Raw genomic sequence first — 22,880 nt, forward strand, 5'->3', positions numbered from 1 at the left:
AGATAGGCCTGTTCAGGGCAAGAGGGAAACCAGTAAGCTTGTCGGGGAAACCACTGCCTTGAGGCGCGGCAAGGCGCTGAAAAACAAGGCAGCCGGGTTAGGGGATGAGGATGGTTGTGCCCGTCGTCTTGCGGCCCTCGAGATCGGACTGCGCTTGTGCCGCGTCCTTCAGCGCGTAGCGCTGGTTGATCTTAACCTCGACGGCGCCGCTCAGCACTACCTCGAACAGCGCTTGCGCCGAGGCCACAAGGTCCTCGCGTTTGGCGTTGTAGACGAAGATTGTCGGGCGGGTCGCGTAGAGCGAGCCTTTCTGCGCCAGAAGCGACATCGGGAAAGGCGGGATCGGCCCGGACGACTGGCCGAAGCTGACAAACATGCCAAGCGGCCTCAGGCAGTCGAGCGAAGCGGGAAAAGTGTCGTTGCCGACGGAATCATAGACGACGTCGCACTTTTTGCCGCCGGTAATGGCAGCGACGCCGGCGACGAAATCCTGCTCCTTGTAATTGATGACATGGTCGAAGCCATGTGCCTTGGCGAGCTCGACCTTGCCGACGGAGCTCGCCGTGCCGATCACCGTCGCGCCGAGATGCTTTGCCCATTGGCCCAGGATCAGGCCGACACCGCCTGCCGCGGCATGGTAGAGGATCGTGTCGCCCGCCTTCACCTTAAAGGTGCGGCGCAGCAGATATTCGGCCGTCATGCCTTTCAGCATCATGGCCGCCGCCTGCTCGTCGCTGATGCCGTCCGGCACCTTTACCACGCGGTCGGCGGCGATCACGCGTTCTTCCGAATAGGCGCCGACATTGACTGCATAGGCGATGCGATCGCCGGGCTGCAGCCAGTCGACGCCGGCGCCAACGGCCAGCACCACGCCCGCCGCCTCGCCGCCCGGGACCAGCGGAAAGCCGCCGGGCGGCGGGTAGAGGCCCGAGCGATGGTAGATGTCGATGAAGTTGAGCCCGATCGCGGTATGCCTGATCAGAATCTGCCCGGCGCCCGGCTGGCCGGGATCTGCTTCCTCATAGGTCAGGACCTCGGGTCCGCCATGGGCGTGAATGCGGATCGCTTTGGACATTGCTCAACTTTCTCGGAAAAGGACGGAAGCTGGATATCGAGTCAGGATTTCCTGGCGCCAAGATTGGGGAACATCTGCATGATGCCGCCGATGCAGGCGAGATAGAGCCCGGTAACCGTAATGCCGGCCTTGGTGAAGATGCTGACCTGCTCGCTCAGAACCCCGATCTTGTCATAGAACGAGGCAAGTGCGGCCTGTGCCAATGCAAGCGCGCCGAAGGCGCACCATAACAGCGTCATGCCGAGATTGATCGGCCTGAGCCGCACCACCCGTACCGGGTGGATGAAGTTGATCGGCAGGAAGGTGAGAATACCGGCGACCACGACCACGGCGAAGGAAACCCACTGCCCCGGCTCGATGACAAAGAGCGTGAACACCACCATGTTCCAGACGACCGGGAACCCCTTGAAGAAGTTCTCCTTCGTCTTCATGCCGGTGTCGGCGTAGTAGATCGCGCTGGAGACGACGATGATCGCCGCCGACAGGAACGACAGGTTCTCGCCCATCAAGCCGCGCTGGTAGAGCGCGAAGGCCGGAATAAGCACGTAGGTCACGTAGTCGATGATGTTGTCGAGGAGCTCGCCCGACCATGTCGGCAGGATCTCCTTGACTTCGAGCTTCCTGGCGATCGGGCCGTCGATGCCGTCGACGAAGAGCGCCAGCCCGAGCCACCAGAACATTGCCGTCCAACGTCCCTCGCTCGCCGCCACCAGCGACAGGAAGGCGAGGAACGAGCCGGACGCAGTCAGCAGGTGCACGGAAAAAGCCCGCGCCTGCGGCCACGTCACTTTCTTCTTCGGCCGCGGAATCCGCTCCGCGATTTTCTTGGCCGCATTCCGGGCCGCTGTGTTCTTGCTCACGGGCCTCGCCAATCCAGCTTGCATATCTCGGCCGAACGGCCGGCGAAATTCCAATTGCGGCCGAAGGCGCGCATCTTGCTCTTGTCCGACTTCGCCACGATGATTTCCGGTGCGATCCAGTATTCGGAATTGGTAATGACGGTGTCTTTGTCGCGGTCCTTGCCGGGTATCGGCGTCACCGCGCCGTCGATAATCCGCGGTATCTGGAAAACGCGCGTCCTATCACGCGTCTCATAGGTGATCGGCACCTGTTCCACGCCAAGGAAGTTTCCAACAAGAATCGACAGTAGCGAAGTGGTCCCGCCCGCCTTGCCGGTGAAGATTTTTGTCAGGGCCTTCACGGCATAGATGGAGGCGCGCTTGTCGATGAACAGGCCGGCGCTCCAGTTGCCGCGGCTCATATAGCCCGGGATTTCCATGACCAGACCAAGATTAAGGCCGGAAAGATCGACCTCGCCGAAATGGCCGGCGTCGATGCGGAACCCGGCCCACGTCTGGCAATAGCCTTCGGTCGGCGGATGGCTGCCGAGCGACAGAACGCAGGGGCAGAAAACCGTGCAATTGCAGGAGAGTACCAGCTCTCCCTTCATCGCCCAGCTCTGATCGGCCATCGAAATCTCCCTCACGCGGAAACTAATAGCAGGGCGGCGGCCCACACAAGCAGTATCGCACCGGAAACCTGGCCGGCCACCCTGCCCGCGGTCTGTTTTTCGATCAGAGCGAACAGGCTGATCAGCGCCATCCAGAAGATGTTCATCGCGCCCACGGCGAACATGACCAGCATCAGCGCCCAGCAACAGCCGAGACACCAGACGCCCTGCTCCACCCCCATGCGAAAGACACGCCCCGGCTTCGCGCTCCAGTTGGCGAACAGGATCGAGAACGGGTTGCGGCACCTCTTGAGGCACGCCTGCTTCAAGCCGCTGAACTGATAGAGGCCGGCAATCGCCAAGGCGGCGGCCCCGGCAACCCCGACGACAGGATCGAGCACCTGTCCCGCGGCGACAAAGCCATAGATTATGAGCGTCAGCGCGGCGAACGCCACTGAGGCGGCAAGCCAAGTCGCGAGAAATCCCATCACCAGAACCAGCGGATGGGCGACGGGCTCTCCCTTGATCCGAGCGGTATCGGCAATCTCGCAATAGGTGCGGATCATCGGCGCCGCCGAGGGCAGCATCGTCGCCACCGCCATTACGAACCACATCAGGACGAGCGCCGACGCCGCCAACGAGCCTGAAAGCGGCGCCGGCGCAAGGCACAAAGCGAAGAACCGGTCGAGGAAATCCGGCAGCGGCAATGGCGGCAGGTTCTTCAGCAGCGCATCGCCCGGAGCGCCGCCGGCAACGCGGCTTTCGGCGCCGCGAATAGCCATGGCAGCGAGGATCCACCAGGCAAGCACGACGCCCGCACCGATAGTGAGCATCACGGCAAGGCGGGGGCTGCGCGCCAGTCCCGCCGTGGCGCGGCCGGCGCGGTCGAGATGGCGGAAATCGTGCTCCTGGGCGCTCATGCCAATCGAATGGGCCGAATCGCCGCGTTGATCAAGCCCGCCGATCTGCCCTATACCGCATGCAGGCCGACGGGCCGCCATCAACATGGAAGCCTGGCGTGGAGCAGAGTGACAAAGTTCGCATATTGATCGCCGGCAGCGGCCCGGCCGGCCTGATCGCGACACTCGGCTTTGCCGAGGCAGGCTTTGCCGTAACGTTGGCTGGCCCCGAGGCCGCCGGCGGCGATGGCCGCACCACCGCCCTTATGAACCCTGCTCTCAAGGTGCTCGACCGGCTGGGTGTGCTGGACGAACTCAGACCGCAGGCGGCGCCGCTGAAAATGATGCGCATCGTCGACGCAACGCGCCGGCTGATCCGCAGCCCGACCGTCACCTTCCGCGCCAGCGAAATCGGCGAGGAGCAGTTCGGGCTCAACCTGCCGAACAAAATCCTGATCCCGGTGCTTGCCAAGAAGGTCGCCGCAAATCCCGGCATTGAGTGGCGAAAGTCGATGGTCGATGCCTGGCGGCTCGACGCCGACCACGCACATGCGAGCCTCGCCGATGGCAGTGAGGTCTCGGCATCGCTGGCGGTTGCCGCCGACGGGCGCCTGTCGCCGGCGCGCGAGGCCGCCGGCATCAGGGCCTCCGCCCGACCCTATCCTCAGTCGGCGCTCGTTCTCAATTTCAGCCATCGCAGCGAGCATGGCTTCATCTCAACTGAATTCCATACCGAGACCGGGCCGTTCACGCAGGTGCCGCTGCCGGGCAAGCGCTCCAGTCTCGTCTGGGTGGTGAAGCCGGAAACGGCACAGGAACTGGCCGCGCTCGACGATGCCATGCTGTCTGTTCGGGTCGAAGAGCAAATGCAGTCCATGCTCGGCCGGGTCTCGGTCGAGCCCGGCCGCCAAGTCTACCCGCTTTCGGCGGCCTCGCCTGGTCGGTTCGCGCAAAACCGTGTGGCGCTTGTCGGCGAGGCTGCTCATGTCTTCCCGCCGATCGGGGCACAAGGCCTCAATCTCGGCATCAGGGATATCGACGATCTAATTGGAATCGCCAGCGAAAATCGCGACGATCCCGGGTCGAGGCTGAGCCTTGCCGCCTACGACACGCGGCGCCGTCCGGACATCCTGGCGCGCAGCAGTGCGGTGAACTTGCTCAACATGTCACTGCTGTCCGACATGCTCCCGGCGCAGCTTGCGCGCAGCGCCGGCCTCAACGTGCTGGGCAGCTTCGCGCCGCTGCGCGCCTTCTTCATGCGCGAAGGCCTGCGGCCGGGAAGCGGTTTTCGGGCGCTCGCCGGCGGCTTCAGGAAACAGGCCGCGCGCTGAGGCACATTTGCAAACTACCGCTTTCGGCCGAGCATTGCGCCTGCCGATAGGTAGCTTGGTGGCCAGGGCGTCGGTAAAGCATTGCATTGGAGCAACGTCTGCGCCAAATCGTACCAAGCCGAAAGTCGGGGTCGATTTTTGAGCGCGTGACGTGTAGATTCAAGACCTTAGGCGCCCTGTGCGCGCAAGCCGCTGCGGCGCCTCGGGACCGAAGTGGTGAGTGCGATGAAGACGGCCAAATTCGCGATCGGACAAGTTGTTCGCCACCGGCTGTTTCCGTTCCGTGGCGTGATCTTCGACGTCGATCCGCAATTCGCCAACACCGAAGAATGGTATGAAGCGATCCCGGCGGACATGCGTCCAAGCAAGGACCAGCCTTTCTATCACCTTCTCGCCGAGAACTCCGAGACAGAGTACATCGCTTATGTATCCGAGCAGAACCTGCTCGAGGACCGGTCGGGCGAGCCGGTGCGCCACCCGCAGATCGGCGAGATGTTCGACAAGCTGCCCGACGGGCGCTACGAGCCGAAAGGTCACTCGAAACACTGACGGCTGGACAAGCGACAACAAAAAAGCGGGGCGCCTGCCCCGCTTCTTGCATGCTTGAGAAACGCTCCAACAATCAGTTGGCGGTCTTCGCCTTGTCCTGCTCTTCCTTGAGCTTCTTGGCGAAGTCCTGGTTGTTCTTGGCGACGAAGTCCTGCAGCTTCTTTTGGCGGTCCTCGATGTCCGACTGCTGCAGCGGCGGGCCGTCATAGGCGCCGCTAAAGCCCGTCAGCGCAACCTTGATCGGGTTCGGCTGGTTCTGGAAATTGACCGAGGTGAGCGTGATCTGCTGGCCCTTCTTGAAGGACGCGACAAGCTGGTCGGTCAGCGGCACTTCGGCCACGCAGCGATCCGGAAAGCAGATCACATAGTCGAGCTTCTGCGCCTTGCCGGAATCGATCTGCAGGCCGATGCCCGGAGGAACGAGACGGCCGGTCGGCACCGTCACCTGGAACACCTTACGGTTCACTTTGCCCTTGAGCTCGATCAGGCTGACGCCGGTGACGAGCTGGCCATTGCCGGCGGTGACGATGTTCTGCACGTTGCAGATGTCGACGTCTTCCTGCTTGGTGCAGGCCTTGAACCAGCCCTGCGGAATCTGCGGCGGCTGCTGGGCGGAAGCGGTGAAAAGCCCGGCGCCCAGAACGCCGACCACGCCTGCGGCCAGCACCGAAAGGCGATACGCGTTGCTCGTCATATGGTGCACTTTCCTCTCAAATGATCCCGGGGACCGGCTTCTTTCTGCCGTGTGGTCCCGCTACGTGTTGCCCAAATGAGGCAACAGCATGACTTCGGAGCGCGTGTTACACTGCCAGCGGCGCCGAATCCAGCCCGGTTTCCGCGTTTTCTTGCCGCTTCTCCTGCCCTGGACGAACCTCCATCGGCGATGCGCCGACTGAACCAAGCGACCGGCGTGCGCCGATTCAATCGGGGAGCGAAATGCTCTAGGGTGCATGTCGAATCACCAAGCTGCCCGGCAAGGAGACGGTCATGGACCGCGTTCTCGTTCGGCTGATCGCCGCGACCTCGTTTCTGGCCCTCTCGCTGCTTCCGGCTTTGTCGGAACCGAAGCACGGCATCGCCATGCAGGGCGAGCCGGCGCTGCCTGCGGACTATACGCATTTCGACTACGTCAATCCCGATGCGCCGAAGGGCGGCAGCGTCACCTATTGCGTCGTCGGCAGTTTCGACAATCTCAACCCCTTCATCCTGAAAAGCCTGCGCACCACCGCGCGCGGCATGATCGACACGGTCTACGGCAACCTGGTCTTCGAGCCGTTGATGCAGCGCAACTACAACGAGCCCTTCAGCCTCTACGGCCTGCTCGCCGACAGCGCCGACATGGACCCGGGTCGCAAGAGCATCGAGTTCCACCTCAATCCCAAGGCCAAATGGTCGGACGGCCAGCCTGTGACGCCGGAGGACGTGCTGTTCACCTACGATGTCTTCAAGGACAAGGGCCGCCCGCCTTACAGCGATCGCATGAGCATGATTGCCAGGCTGGAGAAGACCGGCGACCACAGCGTGAAGTTCACCTTCAACGAAAAGGCCAATCGCGAATTTCCGCTGATCGTCGCGCTGACGCCGATCATCCCCAAGCACGCCTTCGACAAGGAGACTTTCGACAAGACCACGCTGAAGCCGCTGACCGGCAGCGGCCCCTATACCGTGGACAAGGTGCAGCCTGGACAGCGCATCGTGTTCAAGCGCAATCCCAATTATTGGGGCAAGGACATCCCATCGAAGCGCGGCTTCGACAATTTCGACCAGATCACCATCGAGTATTTCCTCAACGCCAACGCCAAGACGGAAGCGTTCAAGAAAGGCATCTGTGCCCTCGACGACGAGACCGATCCGGTCAAGCGCGACCGCGATATCGACTTCCCGGCCTTTCGCAAGGGTGATGTGAAGCAGGAATATTTCGACACCGGTATTCCGCCGGTGGTGACGGGCTTCCTGTTCAACACCAGGCTGCCGAAGTTTTCCAATCCGGTCGTGCGGCGTGCGCTCGGCATGCTCTACGACTTCGAATGGGCCAACAAAAACCTGTTCGCCGGCAAGTTCAATCGAACCATGAGCTTCTGGCAGAACTCGGAATTGTCCGCGCTCGGCCATCCCGCCGACGAGCGGGAGAAGGCGCTGCTTGCCCCCTACCCCGGCCGCGTCCCTGCCGAGGTGATGGACGGAACCTGGCGGCCGCCGGTCACCGACGGCTCCGGCCAGGACCGCAAGGTGCTGCGAGCGGCTTTCGAGCTCCTGAAAAGCGCTGGCTATCACGTAGAGGACGGCCGGATGCTCGACCCTGAAGGCAATCCCTTCGGCTTCGAGATCATGACGTCATCGCAGGACGAGGAGCGGCTTGCGGCTCTCTATCAGCGCACGCTGGAGAAGATCGGCATCGATGTAACCATCCGCGGCCTCGACGGCGATCAAATCCAGTCGCGCAAGCAGCGCTTCGACTTCGAGGTACTGATCGGCACAAGCGGTTTCAACAATTCGCTCTCGCCCGGCAGCGAGCAGGTGGGACGCTGGGGATCCGTCGCCGCCAAGCAGGAGGGTTCATTCAACCTGGCCGGCGTCGCCGATCCCGCGGTCGACGCGGCGATCAACGCGATGTTGAATGCGCGCACGAAGGAAGACTATGTCGCCGCGGTGCGCGTTCTCGATCGGCTGCTGATATCGGGCAACTACATGGTGCCCATGCAATACAACACGCAGCAGTGGCTGGCTTACTGGAGCTACCTGGAACATCCGCAAAAGACGCCCATATTCGGCTATCAGCTGCCGACATGGTGGCGAAAGCCCAACTGACGCGATCCCCCGCCTGACACGGACCAAGCAAGGAGACGAGCATGAGCGCGGAGAACTCGATCACCATCGATGTGGTGTCGGATGTCGTCTGTCCCTGGTGCTTCATCGGCCAGAAGCGGCTGGACAGGGCGGTCGCCGCTGCCGGCGATATCGACGTGCACGTGCGCTGGCGGCCGTTCCAGCTCGATCCGACCATTCCGCAAGGCGGCATGGTTCGCCGCGAATACATGCTGGGCAAATTCGGCAGCGAAGAACGCATCCAGCAGATCCATGCGCGCATTGAGCCGCTCGGCGAGGCGGAAGGGATCCATTTCGCCTTCGGCGCCATCAAGGTCGCTCCCAACACGCTGGACGCCCACCGCGTTATCCGTTGGGCGGGGCCTGCCGGCGAGGACGTGCAGAACCGGTTGGTGCGACGCCTCTTCCAGCTGAATTTCGAGGAAGGCGCCAATCTCGGCGACCATGCCGTCCTAACCGAAGCCGCCCGCGAAGCCGGCATGGACGGTTCCGTGGTCGAGACGCTGCTGCCCACGGATGCCGATGTCGAGGCGGTGCGCAACGAGATCGCCACCGCCTCGCGCATGGGCATCACCGGCGTGCCCTGTTTCCTGCTCGAAGGCAAATATGCCGTTATGGGCGCGCAGGACGCCGACACGCTGGCCGATGCTATCCGCCAGGTCGCTGCGGCCAAGGCGCGCGGTGAGCTCGAAACGGCGGGCTAAATCAGGTCGCATCACCCCTCCGCCCAGCCGACGCGGAAGCCCGTGATGACTGCTGAGAGAGATTCCCGCGGACTACGGCGGTTGATTCGAGGTAACCCCAGGTCTCCTGAAGGGACTTTTCGAGCCCTTCAACCATGGACCGGCCGCGCATCGGGCTGAATATTCCTTCACAAAACCGTGTTTTTGGCTTCCCCTGGGGAAAGTCCTTTCCAGCCGAAACTCTGTTCCCAACCGGCTGAACCAAAACACGAATTCCCCTCCGATAGATATTAGCCGGCAAAGCTTTTCTGTTGCCTTCATGCCACGGCCGGTAACCCTGTTCCCATTCGGGGGAAGAAAATTAATGGAAAATGATCAATTGGTGTTACCATGTGTAACAAAACAGGAAAGGTTCGGGCGGGATCGTGATTCGGGTCGGTAGACCGCGACGTACAGTACCGGAGCAAACATCCAGCGAGGCGGCAAGGCCCTCGCCCCTGACGCCGGTATCGTCGATGCGCACATTCTGGGGGCTGATGCGAGCCTACTGGTTCTCCGACCGGTGGAAGGAAGCCTGGACCCTTACCCTCGTCATCGCGCTGCTGACAGCGCTCTCCAGCAAGGCTGGCGTGTGGTTTGCCATGGCATCGGGCGAGCTGGTGAATTCGATCGCCTTCTTCCACGACGCCGCCAATATCAATCCGCTCCAGACGCTTCTGACCAATGCCGGCATATTGGTGCTGTTGGTCGTGCTCAAGGACGCCGGCTTCACCGGAGTGCGCAATCTCGTTTCCGCAACCTTGCATCGCAAATGGCGGGGCTGGCTGAACAGCCAATTCAACCGGGCGCTGCTCGACGGCAACCATACCCATTTCCATGCCCAGCATGGCTCGGTTGCCGGCGGTATCGTCGCTCCCGACAACATCGACCAGCGCATCCAGGAATCGATCAAGGACATGACGGGCGGCGCCATCGGCCTCGCCATGGGCGTGCTGGGCGTGGCGACGTCGCTTTATTTCGTCGGCGAGAATTTGATCGGGGCCTCGGTGGAGGTCAAAGGGCTGGAGTTCCTCGGCAGCTACGGCAGTGCCGTGCTGGCCTTTCTGGCGGTCGCGACCTACGTGCCGCTCAACACCTGGATTGCGGTGAAGCTCGGCGGCCTGCTCGAACGTCTCAACATCCGCATGCAACAGGCCGAAGGCAGTTATCGCAGCGAATTGACGACCTTCCTGCGCCGCAGCTTCCACGTCGCCGCCTCACACGGCGAGGATGTGCAGAAGACGATGCACGACAAGCTCTATGTCGACATCGACAAGACCTGGGGGCGGCTGAACGTCGTCAACACCAGCTACATGTCGTTCGAGCTGATCTACAATTTCATCGGCGCCCGCATCGTTTCCTACGGACCCGGTCTCGTGCCGTTCATTCACAACGGCTTCGATCTCAAGGGCTACATAACCGGCTCTGAAATGGTCGCGCAGCTGATCAGCCAGTGTTCGTGGTTCATCCATGTCATGCCCGCGATCGCCACGCTTAGGGCCAACAGCCAGCGTGTGACCGAGCTCGCCAGCGCCATCGAGAACGTCCAGCAGCCGCAGGAGTTCTATCGCCAGACCGGCCGCTCGGACTTCAGCTATGCCACGCAAAATCCCGTCTTCGGCCTGACCATCCAGAAGCTGGAGCTGGCGCATCAGGGCGAGGATGCGACGCCCTTCCTGAGCGCCGCCAACCTGCGCTTCCGCCGCGGCGAGTGGACATTCCTCAAGGGTGAGTCCGGCTGCGGCAAGACCTCGCTGATCAAGGCAATCAATGGTCTGTGGCCCTATGGTCGCGGCACCATCGTGTTCCCGGAAGGGGTGACGAGCTTCTATGCCGCCCAGGAGGTCAAGCTGCAGCAGGTCTCGCTGAAGCAGCTCGTCTGTCTGCCGGGTTCGGAAAACGATCACACCGACGTGCTGGTGGCGGCCGCGCTGCACAAGGCCGGACTCGGCGAATTCATCGGCCACCTGGCCGATGAGAGCCGCGAAGGCAAGCTCTGGGATCAGGTCCTGTCAGGCGGGCAGAAGCAGAAGCTGGTGGTAGCCCGCATCATCCTGCAGCAGCCGGGACTGCTCTTCCTCGACGAAGCGACCGGCGCTCTCGACCCCGAAGGCAAGATCGCCTTCCACGAAGCGATCAAGGTCAATTGCCCCGATGTAACCGTGATCAGCGTGATGCACGAGGCCGTTCCGCCGCGGTCGCTTTCCGGAGAGGAATTCTATCATAGCGTCGTGGCGATCTCCGATGGCGTCGCGACCAAGAAGCCGCTCGCTCCCGCTCTGCCGCGCGAGCTCACGACGATCCTCGCGCAGCCCCGGCCGGCCGAGGACAAATGGTTGCGCTTCCGGCGGCTCAAGCAGAAATAGCAATCAGCCCAGCCCTGGTCCGTCGCCTCGGCAGCGGCCACTGTCGATCACAGTCTCGCGATCCGGCAATGCTTCGCTCATTTTCAGCGCTCTTCGCGATTGACTCGGCAAAACGCGCTCCTATGTTGCGCCCGCTCGCAGATTTAAAACCTACACCGCCACGCGCCCTTCGGACGCGTAAAGGACGCTGTAGAATCTTAGAATTGCGCATGATCCTTTCCGAAAATCGGAGCCGATTTTTCGGGGAGTCATGCGCTACCCCGCGAGCAGAAAGGTCAAACCCGCCATGCCTGGCGACAGTCACAGTCGAACGCAACCGCCGTCCGCCTTGACGTGACCTGACGGCTCACGTCCTGCCGGACGGCAAGGAGTGAGCCATGAATGAATTCGCATCCGTATTGGACGACGAAGCGGTCGCCGTTGCCCGTGTTCTTGCCAACGACCACGTCGCCGACGTCGTCGAAGCCCTCAACCGCGAACCTCGCGAGACGGCCATCGAGCTGCTCTGCGCGGTGCCGTTCGAGCGGTTGGTCGAAATCTTCGACCAGCCGGAGCTCGAAAGCGCGCCGGAACTCGCCGCAGCCCTGCCGCGCGCGAAAGCAGGCAAGCTGCTCACCGCCATGTCGGTCGACCGCGCAGCCGACATCCTGCGCGAGCTCGATGAGCCTGCGCGCTCGGAACTGCTTGGCGCGCTTGCCCCACCGCTGCGCGCGACGCTGCTTTCGATTCTCGGTTATCCCGAAGGCAGCGCCGCCTCGATCATGACGACCGAGTTCGTCAGCGTGCCTTCGGACTGGACCGTCGGCCGCACACTCGACTACATCCGCAAAGTCGAGCGCACGCGCGAGACCGTCTATGCGATTTACATCACCGACAAGGAGACGCAGCTCCTGCTGCGGGCGACGGGCTTGCGCCGGCTGATCACCGGCGAGCCTCAGGACTCGATCCTGTCGGTGGCGCCGGATCGCATGCCGGTCACGGTCACGCCGCTGACCGATCGCGAAACGCTGGCGCAGACGATCTCCAAATACGATCTGCTCGCCCTGCCGGTTGTGGATCACGGCAAGATCCTCGGCATCGTCACCATCGACGACATCATCGACACCATGGTCGAGGAAACGACCGAAGACGTTCATCGTTTCGGCGGCATGGAGGCGCTGGACGAGCCCTATATGAAGATGGGCTTTCTCGCCATGATCCAGAAGCGGGCCGGCTGGCTATGCGCACTGTTCCTCAGCGAGATGCTCACGGCGAACGCCATGCAGAGCTACGAGGGCGAGTTGGAGAAGGCGATCGTGCTCACCCTCTTCATCCCGCTGATCATGAGCTCGGGCGGCAATTCCGGCTCGCAGGCGACCTCGCTCGTCATCCGCGCGCTGGCACTGCGCGAGATCGGCCTTCGCGACTGGTGGCGTGTCGCCTTGCGCGAGCTGCCGACCGGTTTGGTGCTCGGCTCGATCCTCGGCATAGTCGGCATCTGCCGCATCGCGCTCTGGCAGTATTTCGGCTTCTACGACTATGGCCCGCATTGGATGCTGATCGCGGCAACGGTTGGCGCGGCGCTGGTCGGCATCGTGACCTTCGGCTCGCTGTCGGGATCGATGCTGCCTTTCGCGCTGAAGCGCATCGGCTTCGATCCGGCAAGCGCCTCGGCACCGTTCGTCGCCACGCTGGTCGATGTCACCGGGCTGGTGATCTATTTCTCGGTGGCTCTGGTGATCCTGCGCGGCACGCTCCTCTAGCCAAGAAGCTTCGCGCCGCCGGCATGGCCGGCGGCGCCTTCCCGGCTTGGCTTCAAACCCGCTCCCCGTTCTTCACGCGATAGGTCGGCTTGTACATGGTGACCAGCTCCTCCGCCGCTGTCGGGTGGACGGCCATGGTGCGGTCGAAATCGTCCTTGCTCAGCCCCGCCTTCAGCGGAATGCCGAGCAGCTGCGCCATCTCGCCGGCGTCCGGTCCCAGGATATGGGCGCCGAGCACTTTCCGCGACGCGCCGTCGACCACCAGCTTCATCAGCATCTTTTCGTCGCGGCCCGACAGCGTGTGCCGCATGGGACGGAAAGACGCGCGATAGATCTCGATGTCCGGGAAGCGCTTGACCGCCTCGTCCTCGGACAAGCCGACGGTGCCGATCTCGGGCTGCGAAAACACGGCCGTCGGAATGGTATCATGGTCTGGCGCTGTCGGATTGCCTTTGAAGGCTGTCTCGATGAAACACATCGCTTCGTGGATGGCCACCGGCGTCAGTTGCACGCGGTGGGTGACGTCGCCGATCGCCCAGATATTGTCGATGCTGGTGCGGGAAAATTCATCGACGATGATCGCGCCGGTCTTGCCGAGCTCCATGCCGATGCCTTCGAGTCCCATATTCTCCGTGTTCGGGATGCGGCCGATCGCCAGCATGACCTGGTCGACGGTCAGCGTCTGGCCACTGGAGAGCAGCACGTCCAGTCTGCCCTCAGCGGTCTTGCGCACCCATTCCGAGATCGAACGGCAGAGGATCCTGATCCCCTTCTTCTCCATTGTCTCGTGCAGCGAGCGGCGAAGGTCCATATCGAAGCGCGAAAGAATTTCTTGGCCACGGTAGACCAGCGTGGTGTCGACGCCCAGTCCATGAAAGATGTTGGCGAATTCGACGGCGATATAGCCGCCGCCCTCGATCATGATCGCCTTCGGCAATTCCTTGAGATCGAAGGCTTCGTTGGAGAAGATGCAATATTCGTGGCCGGAAAGCGCCGGGTGCGGAGCCGGACGGCCGCCCGTGGCGATCAGGATCTGGTCGGCGCTGACGGTGCGGTCTTCGGCAGTGAGATAGACGGAATGCGGATCGACCAGCACGGCGCGCGAGTGGAAGGCCTCGCCGCCCGCACCTTCGACATTCCTCTTGTAGATCGCCTCCAGCCTGGCGATCTCCTTGTCCTTGTTGGCGACCAGCGTCGGCCAGTCGAAGCTTGCCTCGGGCACCATCCAGCCATAGCCGGCGGCATCGGCGAAATGTTCGGGGAATTGCGAGGCATAGACATAAAGTTTCTTCGGCACGCAGCCGCGGATGACGCAAGTACCGCCATAGCGATACTCCTCGGCAATGGCGACGCGCTTGCCGAGCGAGGCAGCCACACGGGCCGCCCTCACCCCGCCGGAGCCGCCGCCGATGACGAAGAGATCATAGTCGTAACCGGCCATCGAAAGGACTCCTGCGCAATGGAAGTGTGTCACAGGTAGGCGGACAGCAGGCAAAAGAAAAGCCCGGAAATCCGGGCTCTTCTGGTCAAGTCGGCCGTCGGCCGCTTGAAACGGATCAGTTCTGCGAATTGTCGGCAGGAGCCGAGTTGTCGGCAGGAGCCTGGTCGTCTGCAGGCGCCGAATTATCGGCAGGAGCGGAGCCGTCGGCAGGAGCGGTCGCATCCTTCGCAGGCTTGGCCGGAGCCGCGGCCTTTGCGGCGGCGGCGAGCGTTTCGCCGACCTGCTGGGCGAGGTCGCGGGCGACCCCGTTCTGCCAAATGTCGGCCGCCTTCACCAGGTCGCGCGTGACCGCCGGGCCGCTGTCGAGCAGCTTCTTGCCGGCTTCCGAGCTGTAGAAAGTGGCGATATCGTTGAGGTCCTTTTCGGAAAACACCTTGGCGTAGGCGAGCGCCGCCTCCTTCTCCAGGTCGGCGCGGCGCGCCGCCAAGCCCATGGCCTTTTCGGTGACCGTCTTGCCGATCAGTTCCTGCATGTCGGGATTCTTCTGGATCAGCTGGTTCTCAAGCGCGGCCGCCGCCTGCGGCAGGATATTGTCGAACGGGTCGGTGGCGTGGATAGCCGCAACTGCGGCCCGTGCGGCCCTCAGATGCGATTCGCTGATATCCTGCGAAAACGCCGGCGAGGACAGCGCAAGCACCGCTGAGGCCGCCAGAATGGTCGAAAGGCGGCGAACCCGTTTATGCAACATCATGGTCGATAGAACTCCCTGGTTTTCGGGCGGCATGGACGGTTTGGATGCCGTCGCCGCCGGCGATGACGGCGGTTGACGCCAGCCCGATGAATAGACCGTGCTCGACAACGCCTGGAATGGCGAAGAGAGCATTCGAAAGCGCTCTTGTATCCGGAATGCGGCCAAAAGATGCATCGAGGATAAAGTGGCCGCCGTCTGTAACAAATGGCTGCTCCCCCGTCATCCTCAATGTCACCGGGCCGGCAAGGCCGAGGCTTGCCGCCGCCGCGCCGACCGCGATCTCGGTGGCGCGCAGGCCGAACTTGTTGACCTCGATCGGCAGCGGGAAACGGCCAAGCGTCTCGACCATCTTGGACTGGTCGGCAATCACGATCATGCGCTGCGACGCCGCCGCGACGATCTTCTCGCGCAGCAGCGCCCCGCCCCCACCCTTGATCAACGTCAGCGCGGGATCGATCTCGTCGGCGCCGTCGATGGTGAGGTCGAGCTCCGGCGTTTCCTCGAGCGTCGACAGCGGCACGCCAAGCTCGCGGCAGAGTGCCGCGGTGCGCTCGGATGTGGGCACGCCGATGACGCTGAGGCCGGTCGCGACCTTTTCGGCGAGCAGCCGGACGAACTCGTCGGCGGTCGTGCCCGTGCCGATGCCGAGCCGCATGCCGCTGCTGACATGGGCGAGCGCCGCACGCGCGGCCTCGACCTTCATCTGCCTTGCGTCCATGCCGCTCCTGTCCCCGATTTCCATGGTTTGGCGCGCCTCCTAGCATTTTTGCCTGTCCCGTCAAAGGCTCTGCCTGTGGACCGATGGAGGCGGCTTGCTTGACCACCGCCCAGCTTGTATCGGCTGCGGAACCTCAATCATTCAGGACTGGCCATGACCCGACCGATCATCGTGTTCGACCTCGACGGGACGCTCATCGACACTGCGCCGGATCTGCTCGACAGCCTCAACCACAGCCTGGCGGCCGCGGAGCTTGCCGCGGTCGACCAAGCCGGCTTCAAGCGCTACGTCGGCCATGGCGGCCGCGTGATGATCGAACGCGCGCATGCGGCGCAAAACAAGGCGCTGATGGCGGAAGAGCACGACCGGCTGCTGAAGCTTTTCCTGGACCACTACACGATCAACATTCCAGGCAAGTCCCGCCCCTATCCCGGCGTGGTCGCGGCTCTCGACCACTTCCAGGCCGCCGGTTATCTGATGGCGGTTTGCACCAACAAGTATGAAGCGAATTCGGCGACGCTGATCGGCGCGCTCGGTCTCGACAAATACTTTGCCGCGATCTGCGGCCAGGACACTTTTGCCTTCCGCAAACCCGACCCGCGCCATCTGACCGAAACCATCAAACTGGCTGGCGGCGATCCGCACAACGCCCTGATGGTCGGCGATTCGCAGACCGACATCGACACCGCCAAGGCGGCCGGTATTCCGGTGGTGGCGGTCGATTTCGGCTATACGGATCGTCATGTGCGCGAGTTCGAACCGACGCTGGTGATCTCGCATTTCGACACGCTGACGCCGGAATTGGCCCAGCGTCTGATCGCTGCGGCGCGCTGAGCGCCTGCCCAGATCGAGCCGGCAGGAACCCGAAATCGGTCCGCAGGATAACGTCGGCACATTGCCTTGACTTCGCGCACGCGCCTCCCTTATATCGCGGCTCGCTTCGGCCTTCGGGCAACGAGCGGGCGATTAGCTCAGCGGGAGAGCACACCCTTCACACGGGTGGGGTCGCAGGTTCAATCCCTGCATCGCCCACCATCCAACTTACCGAAAGTTGGATGATCCGGCCGCGATGAACCTCTTCGATTTCGTGCAGCGGGGCAGCTCGCGTCCGGGAGGCCGCTTAGATCAGGCCTCGGCGCACATTCAAATGCGTTACTCCCGTCACCAGAATGGCGCCGGTCATGAAGTAGAGCGTGGCTATGATGTTGCCCTGTTGGAAATGCAGCCCGGCAAACAGCAGGGCCATAACCACGGCAAGAAATGCGATTACACGCGAGAAGTTATCGGGCATGGGGCAGCGAACCTATGCAAATAGGATGATGGCCGCCCTCAATCAGCCGCGCGCTCCATAGATCGGTTTTCGATTTTCCGCAATTGCCTTTTGAAGCACTGCCGCAATATGGTGCCTGCTGCGGCGGGTGCCGACAACCGGGCCGCTGCCCTTGTCGCCGACATTTCGTTCGAAGGCGCTGAGTTCGTCGGTCGGGGTCGTCGGACTGGTCCATGCAGGGCGGCGGCAAGCCGCTGCTGGACAGGCGACGCTTCTGTGATCGCCTTCACATACGCCGCGGAGGCGTCGCGCACAGATATCGCACCGGGTGGCACTGATGCATGGGCTCCAACGGCCTCCGGGCCTGAAAGCTCGGCAGGAAGTTTCGATCACCTAGCCATTTTCAGATTTGCTGTTCGCGCGCGTCGGTCACCTCCCGCCACGCGCGCGAACGGCGTTTCGTAGTTCGGTTCGCGTCCGCCAGCGCGCTCCGGTTTCCCGCTGCAAGGGACAGTTGCCGGCCAATTTGATGCCGGCAGCGCACGACTGGCGCCCGATCTACAAAGGCCGTCGTGTGTTGCCGCAATCGCACGAAAGGAGACAGGCCTTGATCGAGCATGCACTTGTCATACAATTTCCGCTAAACGAGAGGCGGAACCGCATCATGTCCACAGCCAGCGCAGACGACAGGAGCACCCTGCCGCGTCTGGCGCGGATCGATCCGCGCCAGTTCGATCTGCTATTCGGCGGCTGCAAGGTCGAACGTTATGCCGCCGGTCAGCACCTGTTCGTCCAGGAGGACGCATCCGACCGCATCTACGGCGTGATGAGCGGCACGGTCGAGATTTCGCTCTATTCACCGGGCGGGCAGAAGCTGGTGGCCAATATCGAGCTGTCGCGCAGCCTGATCGGCGAGATCGGCGCGCTCGACGGACGCCCGCGCACGGCAACCGCCATTTGCCTCACCGCATGCGAGCTGGTTTCTCTCAGTCGCACGCAACTCTTTGATCGCATTGAAAAAAATCCACCGCTAGCGCGCGCCATGATCGAGCTGCTGTGCACGCGGCTGCGCTGGGTCAGCGGCGAGCTTGGCGACCAGGCCTTCTTCGGCATCGAGGCCCGGCTGGCGAAACGGCTGGTGTTCCTCAGCGGCGTCATGGCCGACCCCGCCGGCTGGATCCCAATTTCGCAATCGGAACTCGGCGAATTCCTCGGCGCGACGCGCGAGTCGGTCAACAAGACGCTCAACGACTGGCGCAACCGGCACATGATCGACATCAAACGCGGCGGGCTGCGCATCACAAATGCCGCCGCGCTGAACCACATCGCCGCTTCGCAGGACGACGACTGAACGATTCTGACCCGAATCAGAGCCGCGAAATCAGGTAGCGCAGCGCGGACCGGCTCGGCATGAAGAAGTAGCCGCCGCCTTTCGTGGTGACGAATTGCGGCATGTCCCTGAGCACCGTCACCTTTTCCCAGGACGGAATCGAGAATCGGCCGCCGCCGTCGCGCGCGCCGATCGTCGGATCCTTTTCGCCGACAAGGCCTTGGAACGAGCTCGACGAGACCCAGGTCTGCTGAATGAACTCGTATTGGCGTTCGATGTCGGCGTTGAGGCACATGAAGAGAAGCCCCTTCTCGACCTTCCCGCTGCGGTCCTTCTTCTCATAGGTGCGGCCGACGCGCAGGATGCGGTGGCGCTTGCCGATCCTGATCTGCGTCTCGCGATCCTCGCCAAGCGAGTCGCGCGGATTGGAACGGCGTATGTGCGAGCCGAGCGGACAGCGATGCCCCTGTGGGTCCTCGGCGCCGAGCGCGAAGTCGTTGTCGACGCCACGACCCGGGCGGCCATCGGGGTTGCGCACCAGCGAACTGCCGTCCTGCCAGCGGCCGAGCATCTTGGCCGCGACCCAGCGCGGCGTGATGGCGTTGTCGCCGGTCTCGCGCGCAGCCCGCGCGGCGGCATGCTTGCAATAGTCATCGAACAACTCGACATGCTGCTCGAACTGGCGCACGACCAGGAACGAGCCGTTGCGGCCGAAATCGCGCGGCGGCGGGGGCTGACCGGGGATCTGCCGGTTGCGCCGCACCTGAGACAGGATGCCGGTCCGATCCTGCGCCGCCCGGACGGAGGGCGAGGCTGGATAGAACCCATGCTCGTCGCGATAGCCGAACAGGAACTCGCCCGGCGCGACCAGGTGCATCGGCGCGGCACCCTTGCTGGCGCGCGACGTACCCCTGACGATCGGCTGCGAGACGCCGTCGGCAAAGCCGAAATGCTCGTAGGCGCGGGCGCGCTCCGGCTTGCCGTCGTTGCCGGCATGTTGCGTTGTCCCACCGTCCTTCTTTGGCTCGCGGTTCACGACAAGCGGCAATTCGGCAACGATCTTCATCCCTGCGCCTGTCGTCTTTCGCTTCGCGGCCGCAACCTCCCCCTTCAGTACCGCCGGCTCCGCGGCGTAGCAGATGACGACTGCGTCGACCGGCGCCGTGGCCGAACCCCACTGCCATTTCTCAGGCGCATCGGGGCCGGTGTCGTCGAGGATGCGGCTGCGCTCTGGATTGCCCATGCCGTGGCGAAAGGCAGCTGGGAATGTGTCCAGCGGATCGTCGTCGACGCCGCCCTTCAGCCCAAGACGGCGCAAACCGTCGGGACCGAAGGCCACCGTCATGGCGCGTCCGGCCGGCACGCCGTCGCCGAAACTGGTCTTGTCGATGACGAAGTCCAGCCACGCTCTGCGTTGCATGGCCGGCAGTTCTTCCGGCACCCGGATCGCCAGCATATGCGCGTGGCCAAGCGCGCCGAACGGGCCGAAGAAAATGGATTGGATCTCGCCGGCTTCCAGTTCTTCCACGGGCGAAGGCGCCGGTTCACGGCCGACGGTTGCAGCCGGCCTTGCCTGCGGCCGCTGCAGCGAGCCGAACAGGCTCACCCAGTTGCGGGCCTCGCTGCCGGTGGCGGAAGCAATGCCGCGCCGGATCTTCGAGTTGATACGGATGCGCGCGGTGTTGAGATGCGGATAGGCAGAGTACCAGAACAGCGTCGACACCTGCTGACGCCGCGCCCAGCGCTTGAAGCGGTCCCCGTCGCGCGCGCCGTCGAGGAAGAGCCAACGCGTGCGCGGGTAGCCTTCCGTGTTGCTCCATACGCCGGTCAGGCCCTCTGAGGCCTTGGCGATGAAGTCCTCGAGATAGCTTTCCCAGCTGCCGCCATAGTTGGAGAAGAACATCAGCTTGTCGGTGCCCGGCAGCAGCACCCAGCGGGCGAAGTGAATGGTGTTTATGGTGGCGAGGAACCCCGGCTTGAACACTTTCTGCGCCGATATCGAGATCAGATAGAAGGAAAGCCTCAGCGCCAGTCGCCGCAAGGTGCCGGCCTTCATCGTCGATATCGCGGTGAGATGGTTTTGGGCGCAGTGGTCCTCATTGGCGAGGATTCTGTCCAGCGCGCCGAGATCGACCGGCGTGTTCTGCGGCCGGTCCTTGTCCTCGAGGCGCCGCAGGCTGAGGAAGCACAAGCCGATGAACAGCAGGGCTATCGCGAGCAGCCCCAGCACCGCCAGCAGAAGCGCGGTGCTGGCAATTGCGACGTTGGTGAAGGTGACACCGTGCGGATTGCCGAACACGAGCACATAGGTCATGCGCCAGCAGGCAAGTATGACGATCGCGACGGTGGCGAGCACAGCCGGCGCAAGCAGCGTCGTCGTCAAGGCTCGCCACCAGCGGCCCGGAGGCCGCTCCAGCAGGCTCTCAGCCGGCTCGAAGGCCCAGCCGAACTTTCCTAGCGACTGGGCATGCCGGCGCGCCTCGGTGAGCACAGCAAGGGCGTTGCCAGTACCCGCGCGCGGCTTTTCGACGATCTCGCGCACACTGTCGGCGAGCTCTGCCTCGGCCAGGATGCGGCGCACCGAATGGCCAGGCGTTCCGGAAAAAACCAGCCCTGCCGTGCTGCCGAAGGACGGCGAGATCTCGATGTGATGCTTCTTCAGGAAGTCCTGCAGCGAAGCGTCGTCGGGCAGACCGCATACGGCCCTGAAGATCGGCCGCAGCCGGTGGCCTATGGCCTGCGTGATGGTACCGATGACATCGTCGGTGCTGCCGTCGCCCGAGATTTCGAGGACGAGCGCGCCCGTCTCGAGGTCCAATTTCTCGTCCCTGCCGGTGGCGGCGACAGCCAGGCTGGCGAAGTGGACCGTGCCGACATTGTCGAGCGCATTGCCCACCTCGTCGATCGCCGGGTTGCCAAGTGCGCCGACCTTGTCGCGCACGGCATCCAGCGGCACCGCACGCCTGATCGGGCAAACCACGGTGACCATCGACTGGTCGACTGTGCGGCAAAGCGGCGAGCGCTCGAAATCGACCTTGAGGCTGGCCGGATAGGCGCCGACATTGACCATCTTGCCGGCTCTGCCGCGCGCGCGGCGGAGCTTGGGCTTGCTGAACAGGGCGCGAACGCATTCGCCGATCTGAATGCGGGCCATCTCGGCCCCGATGCACAGATGAATGCCGTGGCCGAACACCATGTAATCGCGATAAGGCCGCGAGGTGTCGAATTCGTTTGGCCTTTGCACGATTTCCGGATCGAACATGGCGGAAAGCGTCGCCGGCATGACGACCGTTCCGGCCTTCACAAGGCGCTCTCGCCGCGTGCCTTGGCCGATGACCGCGTCACGGGCGGTGTAGCGCCACGGACCGACCCAGATCGGCTTGAAGCGCATGGCTTCCAGGATCGCCCGATCGAGTTTGCCGGTACCGCCCGCTGCAATGGCTGCGTCGACAGCCTGCCTTGCATCTGACCGCGACAGGATGACGTCTAGGCAATTGCCGCCGGCAAGCACATTGGTCGGAACGAAGCCGGCAATCATGCCGAGCATGATCGAATGGATGTCGGGCTGCGATAGGCGCCCTTGATCCATGAGCGCGACGAGGCGCGCCAGCGGCCGTTCGTCCTTCCCTCCCCTGTCCCTGATCGCGGCAATCGAGCGGTCGATGACCTTGATCAGACGATCGCCGCCGACGATCGCGAGCTGACGTGTCGTTGGGCTCGCTGTCGGATCGGAAAAGAACAGCGCGCTGAGCGCGATCGACCAGTCGGCGAATTCGGTTTCATCGTCGATCTCGAGGCCGAAATAGTCGCGACAGATGCGTACCGGAACGATCTTCATCAGCCCGCCGATGGCGTCGAAGCCGGGGCTGGCCCGGGTCATGATGTCGCGCGAATGACGCTCAGCGATCGGCCTGACGGCGGCTTCGACTTCCGCCGGCGGAAAGGCGCTCAGCACGGCCGATTTCATTTGCCGGTAGGCGGCCCCGTCCTGCATGCCGAGGATGAAGTTCGATCCCCTGGCCAGTTCCGCCATTTCCGGCCCGTACGGCGTCTCGAACTCGTCGCCGCGCTCCAAAATGTCGCGCACATCGACGCCTTTGGTGACAAGCAGGAAATTGCCGAAGGCCAGGTTCGGCCAGAAGCGGCGCAGCAGCGCCAGCAGCCAGCGCGGGTCGTTGAAAAGGAAGCCGGCGATACGGGACGCAAGCCCCTTGGCGCGGAGCCGGTCGATATCGAAGGGCGGCATTTCGGCGACAGGGCGCTGGCTCTTCTGGGCAGCGCGGACAGCAGCGAAATACTTCAACTTGATCATGCGCGTTCGAGCCCCCCGGCTGTCCACGTCACTGCGATGCCGGCTATTGTCTGGCCTAGGTTTGGTTCGGTCCGGCGTATGTGATTTTTTTCACAATC

The 22,880-nt window shown here is 63.2% G+C and carries 18 protein-coding genes and 1 tRNA gene; 9 read left to right on the forward strand and 10 right to left on the reverse strand.

The annotated features are described in order from the left end of the window. Positions 1 to 97 precede the first annotated feature (97 nt). Genes EOD29_RS25255 through EOD29_RS25270 form a run of 4 tightly spaced genes read right to left on the reverse strand, consistent with a single transcriptional unit; the run spans position 98 to position 3,445 of the window. On the reverse strand, positions 98 to 1,075 hold the full coding sequence (locus EOD29_RS25255) for a quinone oxidoreductase (protein WP_127248242.1): 978 nt from the start codon (positions 1,073 to 1,075) through the stop codon (positions 98 to 100). 41 nt (positions 1,076 to 1,116) lie between these two features. Continuing rightward, positions 1,117 to 1,935: a phosphatidylcholine synthase gene (gene pcsA, locus EOD29_RS25260; RefSeq protein ID WP_066989933.1), complete on the reverse strand. Its 819-nt coding sequence runs from the start codon at positions 1,933 to 1,935 to the stop codon at positions 1,117 to 1,119. Then, complete coding sequence (locus tag EOD29_RS25265; RefSeq protein ID WP_066989810.1) at positions 1,932 to 2,546, reverse strand: DUF1326 domain-containing protein; 615 nt, start codon at positions 2,544 to 2,546, stop codon at positions 1,932 to 1,934. The genes pcsA and EOD29_RS25265 overlap by 4 nt, the downstream gene beginning before the upstream one ends. An 11-nt stretch (positions 2,547 to 2,557) precedes the next feature. Continuing rightward, the gene (locus tag EOD29_RS25270) at positions 2,558 to 3,445 is read right to left on the reverse strand and encodes a DUF2182 domain-containing protein (RefSeq protein WP_095825409.1); all 888 of its coding nucleotides are present in this window, start codon (positions 3,443 to 3,445) and stop codon (positions 2,558 to 2,560) included. A 98-nt stretch (positions 3,446 to 3,543) separates the two neighbouring features. On the opposite strand from EOD29_RS25270, the gene EOD29_RS25275 reads away from it, so the two are divergent. Continuing rightward, on the forward strand, positions 3,544 to 4,755 hold the full coding sequence (locus EOD29_RS25275; RefSeq protein ID WP_245322432.1) for a UbiH/UbiF family hydroxylase: 1,212 nt from the start codon (positions 3,544 to 3,546) through the stop codon (positions 4,753 to 4,755). Between the two features lie 225 nt (positions 4,756 to 4,980). Further along, complete coding sequence (gene hspQ / locus EOD29_RS25280; protein ID WP_066989816.1) at positions 4,981 to 5,304, forward strand: heat shock protein HspQ; 324 nt, start codon at positions 4,981 to 4,983, stop codon at positions 5,302 to 5,304. Positions 5,305 to 5,377: 73 nt separating this feature from the next. Here hspQ and EOD29_RS25285 read toward each other — a convergent pair whose 3' ends face one another. Then, positions 5,378 to 6,007 carry an invasion associated locus B family protein gene (locus EOD29_RS25285; protein WP_095777677.1) on the reverse strand — a complete coding sequence of 210 codons (630 nt, stop codon included), beginning with the start codon at positions 6,005 to 6,007 and terminating at the stop codon, positions 5,378 to 5,380. A gap of 284 nt (positions 6,008 to 6,291) precedes the next feature. On the opposite strand from EOD29_RS25285, the gene EOD29_RS25290 reads away from it, so the two are divergent. The 4 genes from EOD29_RS25290 to mgtE all read left to right on the forward strand — a co-directional run bounded on the left by EOD29_RS25290 (position 6,292) and on the right by mgtE (position 12,960). Then, a complete protein-coding gene (locus EOD29_RS25290; protein ID WP_127248243.1) occupies positions 6,292 to 8,112 on the forward strand; it encodes an extracellular solute-binding protein in 1,821 nt (606 codons plus the stop codon). 41 nt (positions 8,113 to 8,153) lie between these two features. Beyond that, complete coding sequence (locus EOD29_RS25295) at positions 8,154 to 8,834, forward strand: DsbA family protein (protein ID WP_127248244.1); 681 nt, start codon at positions 8,154 to 8,156, stop codon at positions 8,832 to 8,834. Positions 8,835 to 9,328: 494 nt separating this feature from the next. Next, entirely contained in the window at positions 9,329 to 11,218 is a 1,890-nt protein-coding gene (locus EOD29_RS25300; protein WP_066989828.1) for an ABC transporter ATP-binding protein/permease, read from the forward strand. A gap of 377 nt (positions 11,219 to 11,595) precedes the next feature. After that, positions 11,596 to 12,960: a magnesium transporter gene (gene mgtE / locus EOD29_RS25305; protein ID WP_067320042.1), complete on the forward strand. Its 1,365-nt coding sequence runs from the start codon at positions 11,596 to 11,598 to the stop codon at positions 12,958 to 12,960. Positions 12,961 to 13,012: 52 nt separating this feature from the next. Here mgtE and gor read toward each other — a convergent pair whose 3' ends face one another. The 3 genes from gor to rpiA all read right to left on the reverse strand — a co-directional run bounded on the left by gor (position 13,013) and on the right by rpiA (position 15,870). Then, entirely contained in the window at positions 13,013 to 14,401 is a 1,389-nt protein-coding gene (gene gor, locus EOD29_RS25310; protein WP_127248245.1) for a glutathione-disulfide reductase, read from the reverse strand. 115 nt (positions 14,402 to 14,516) lie between these two features. Beyond that, the gene (locus EOD29_RS25315; RefSeq protein WP_127248246.1) at positions 14,517 to 15,152 is read right to left on the reverse strand and encodes a DUF2059 domain-containing protein; all 636 of its coding nucleotides are present in this window, start codon (positions 15,150 to 15,152) and stop codon (positions 14,517 to 14,519) included. Continuing rightward, positions 15,139 to 15,870, reverse strand: a complete 732-nt coding sequence (gene rpiA / locus EOD29_RS25320) for a ribose-5-phosphate isomerase RpiA (protein WP_066989839.1) — start codon at positions 15,868 to 15,870, stop codon at positions 15,139 to 15,141. The genes EOD29_RS25315 and rpiA overlap by 14 nt, the downstream gene beginning before the upstream one ends. Positions 15,871 to 16,023: 153 nt before the next feature. Between rpiA and EOD29_RS25325 the strand changes: the two genes are divergently transcribed. Both EOD29_RS25325 and EOD29_RS25330 read left to right on the forward strand, forming a co-directional pair. Continuing rightward, entirely contained in the window at positions 16,024 to 16,704 is a 681-nt protein-coding gene (locus tag EOD29_RS25325; protein ID WP_066989841.1) for a phosphoglycolate phosphatase, read from the forward strand. A 126-nt stretch (positions 16,705 to 16,830) separates the two neighbouring features. Then, positions 16,831 to 16,905: transfer RNA gene (locus tag EOD29_RS25330), tRNA-Val, on the forward strand. Positions 16,906 to 16,990: 85 nt separating this feature from the next. Here the strand turns inward: EOD29_RS25330 and EOD29_RS36070 are convergent. Further along, positions 16,991 to 17,161, reverse strand: coding sequence for a hypothetical protein (locus EOD29_RS36070; protein WP_164750822.1), 171 nt, complete (start codon positions 17,159 to 17,161; stop codon positions 16,991 to 16,993). Positions 17,162 to 17,804: 643 nt separating this feature from the next. Between EOD29_RS36070 and EOD29_RS25335 the strand changes: the two genes are divergently transcribed. Further along, positions 17,805 to 18,491 carry a Crp/Fnr family transcriptional regulator gene (locus EOD29_RS25335; RefSeq protein WP_067320180.1) on the forward strand — a complete coding sequence of 229 codons (687 nt, stop codon included), beginning with the start codon at positions 17,805 to 17,807 and terminating at the stop codon, positions 18,489 to 18,491. A 16-nt stretch (positions 18,492 to 18,507) separates the two neighbouring features. Here the strand turns inward: EOD29_RS25335 and EOD29_RS25340 are convergent, their stop codons facing one another. Next, a complete protein-coding gene (locus EOD29_RS25340) occupies positions 18,508 to 22,782 on the reverse strand; it encodes a cytochrome P450 (protein WP_127248247.1) in 4,275 nt (1,424 codons plus the stop codon). Positions 22,783 to 22,880 lie beyond the last annotated feature (98 nt).

Origin of the sequence: Mesorhizobium sp. M1A.T.Ca.IN.004.03.1.1, assembly GCF_003997555.1 — a bacterium.
Taxonomy (GTDB): domain Bacteria; phylum Pseudomonadota; class Alphaproteobacteria; order Rhizobiales; family Rhizobiaceae; genus Mesorhizobium.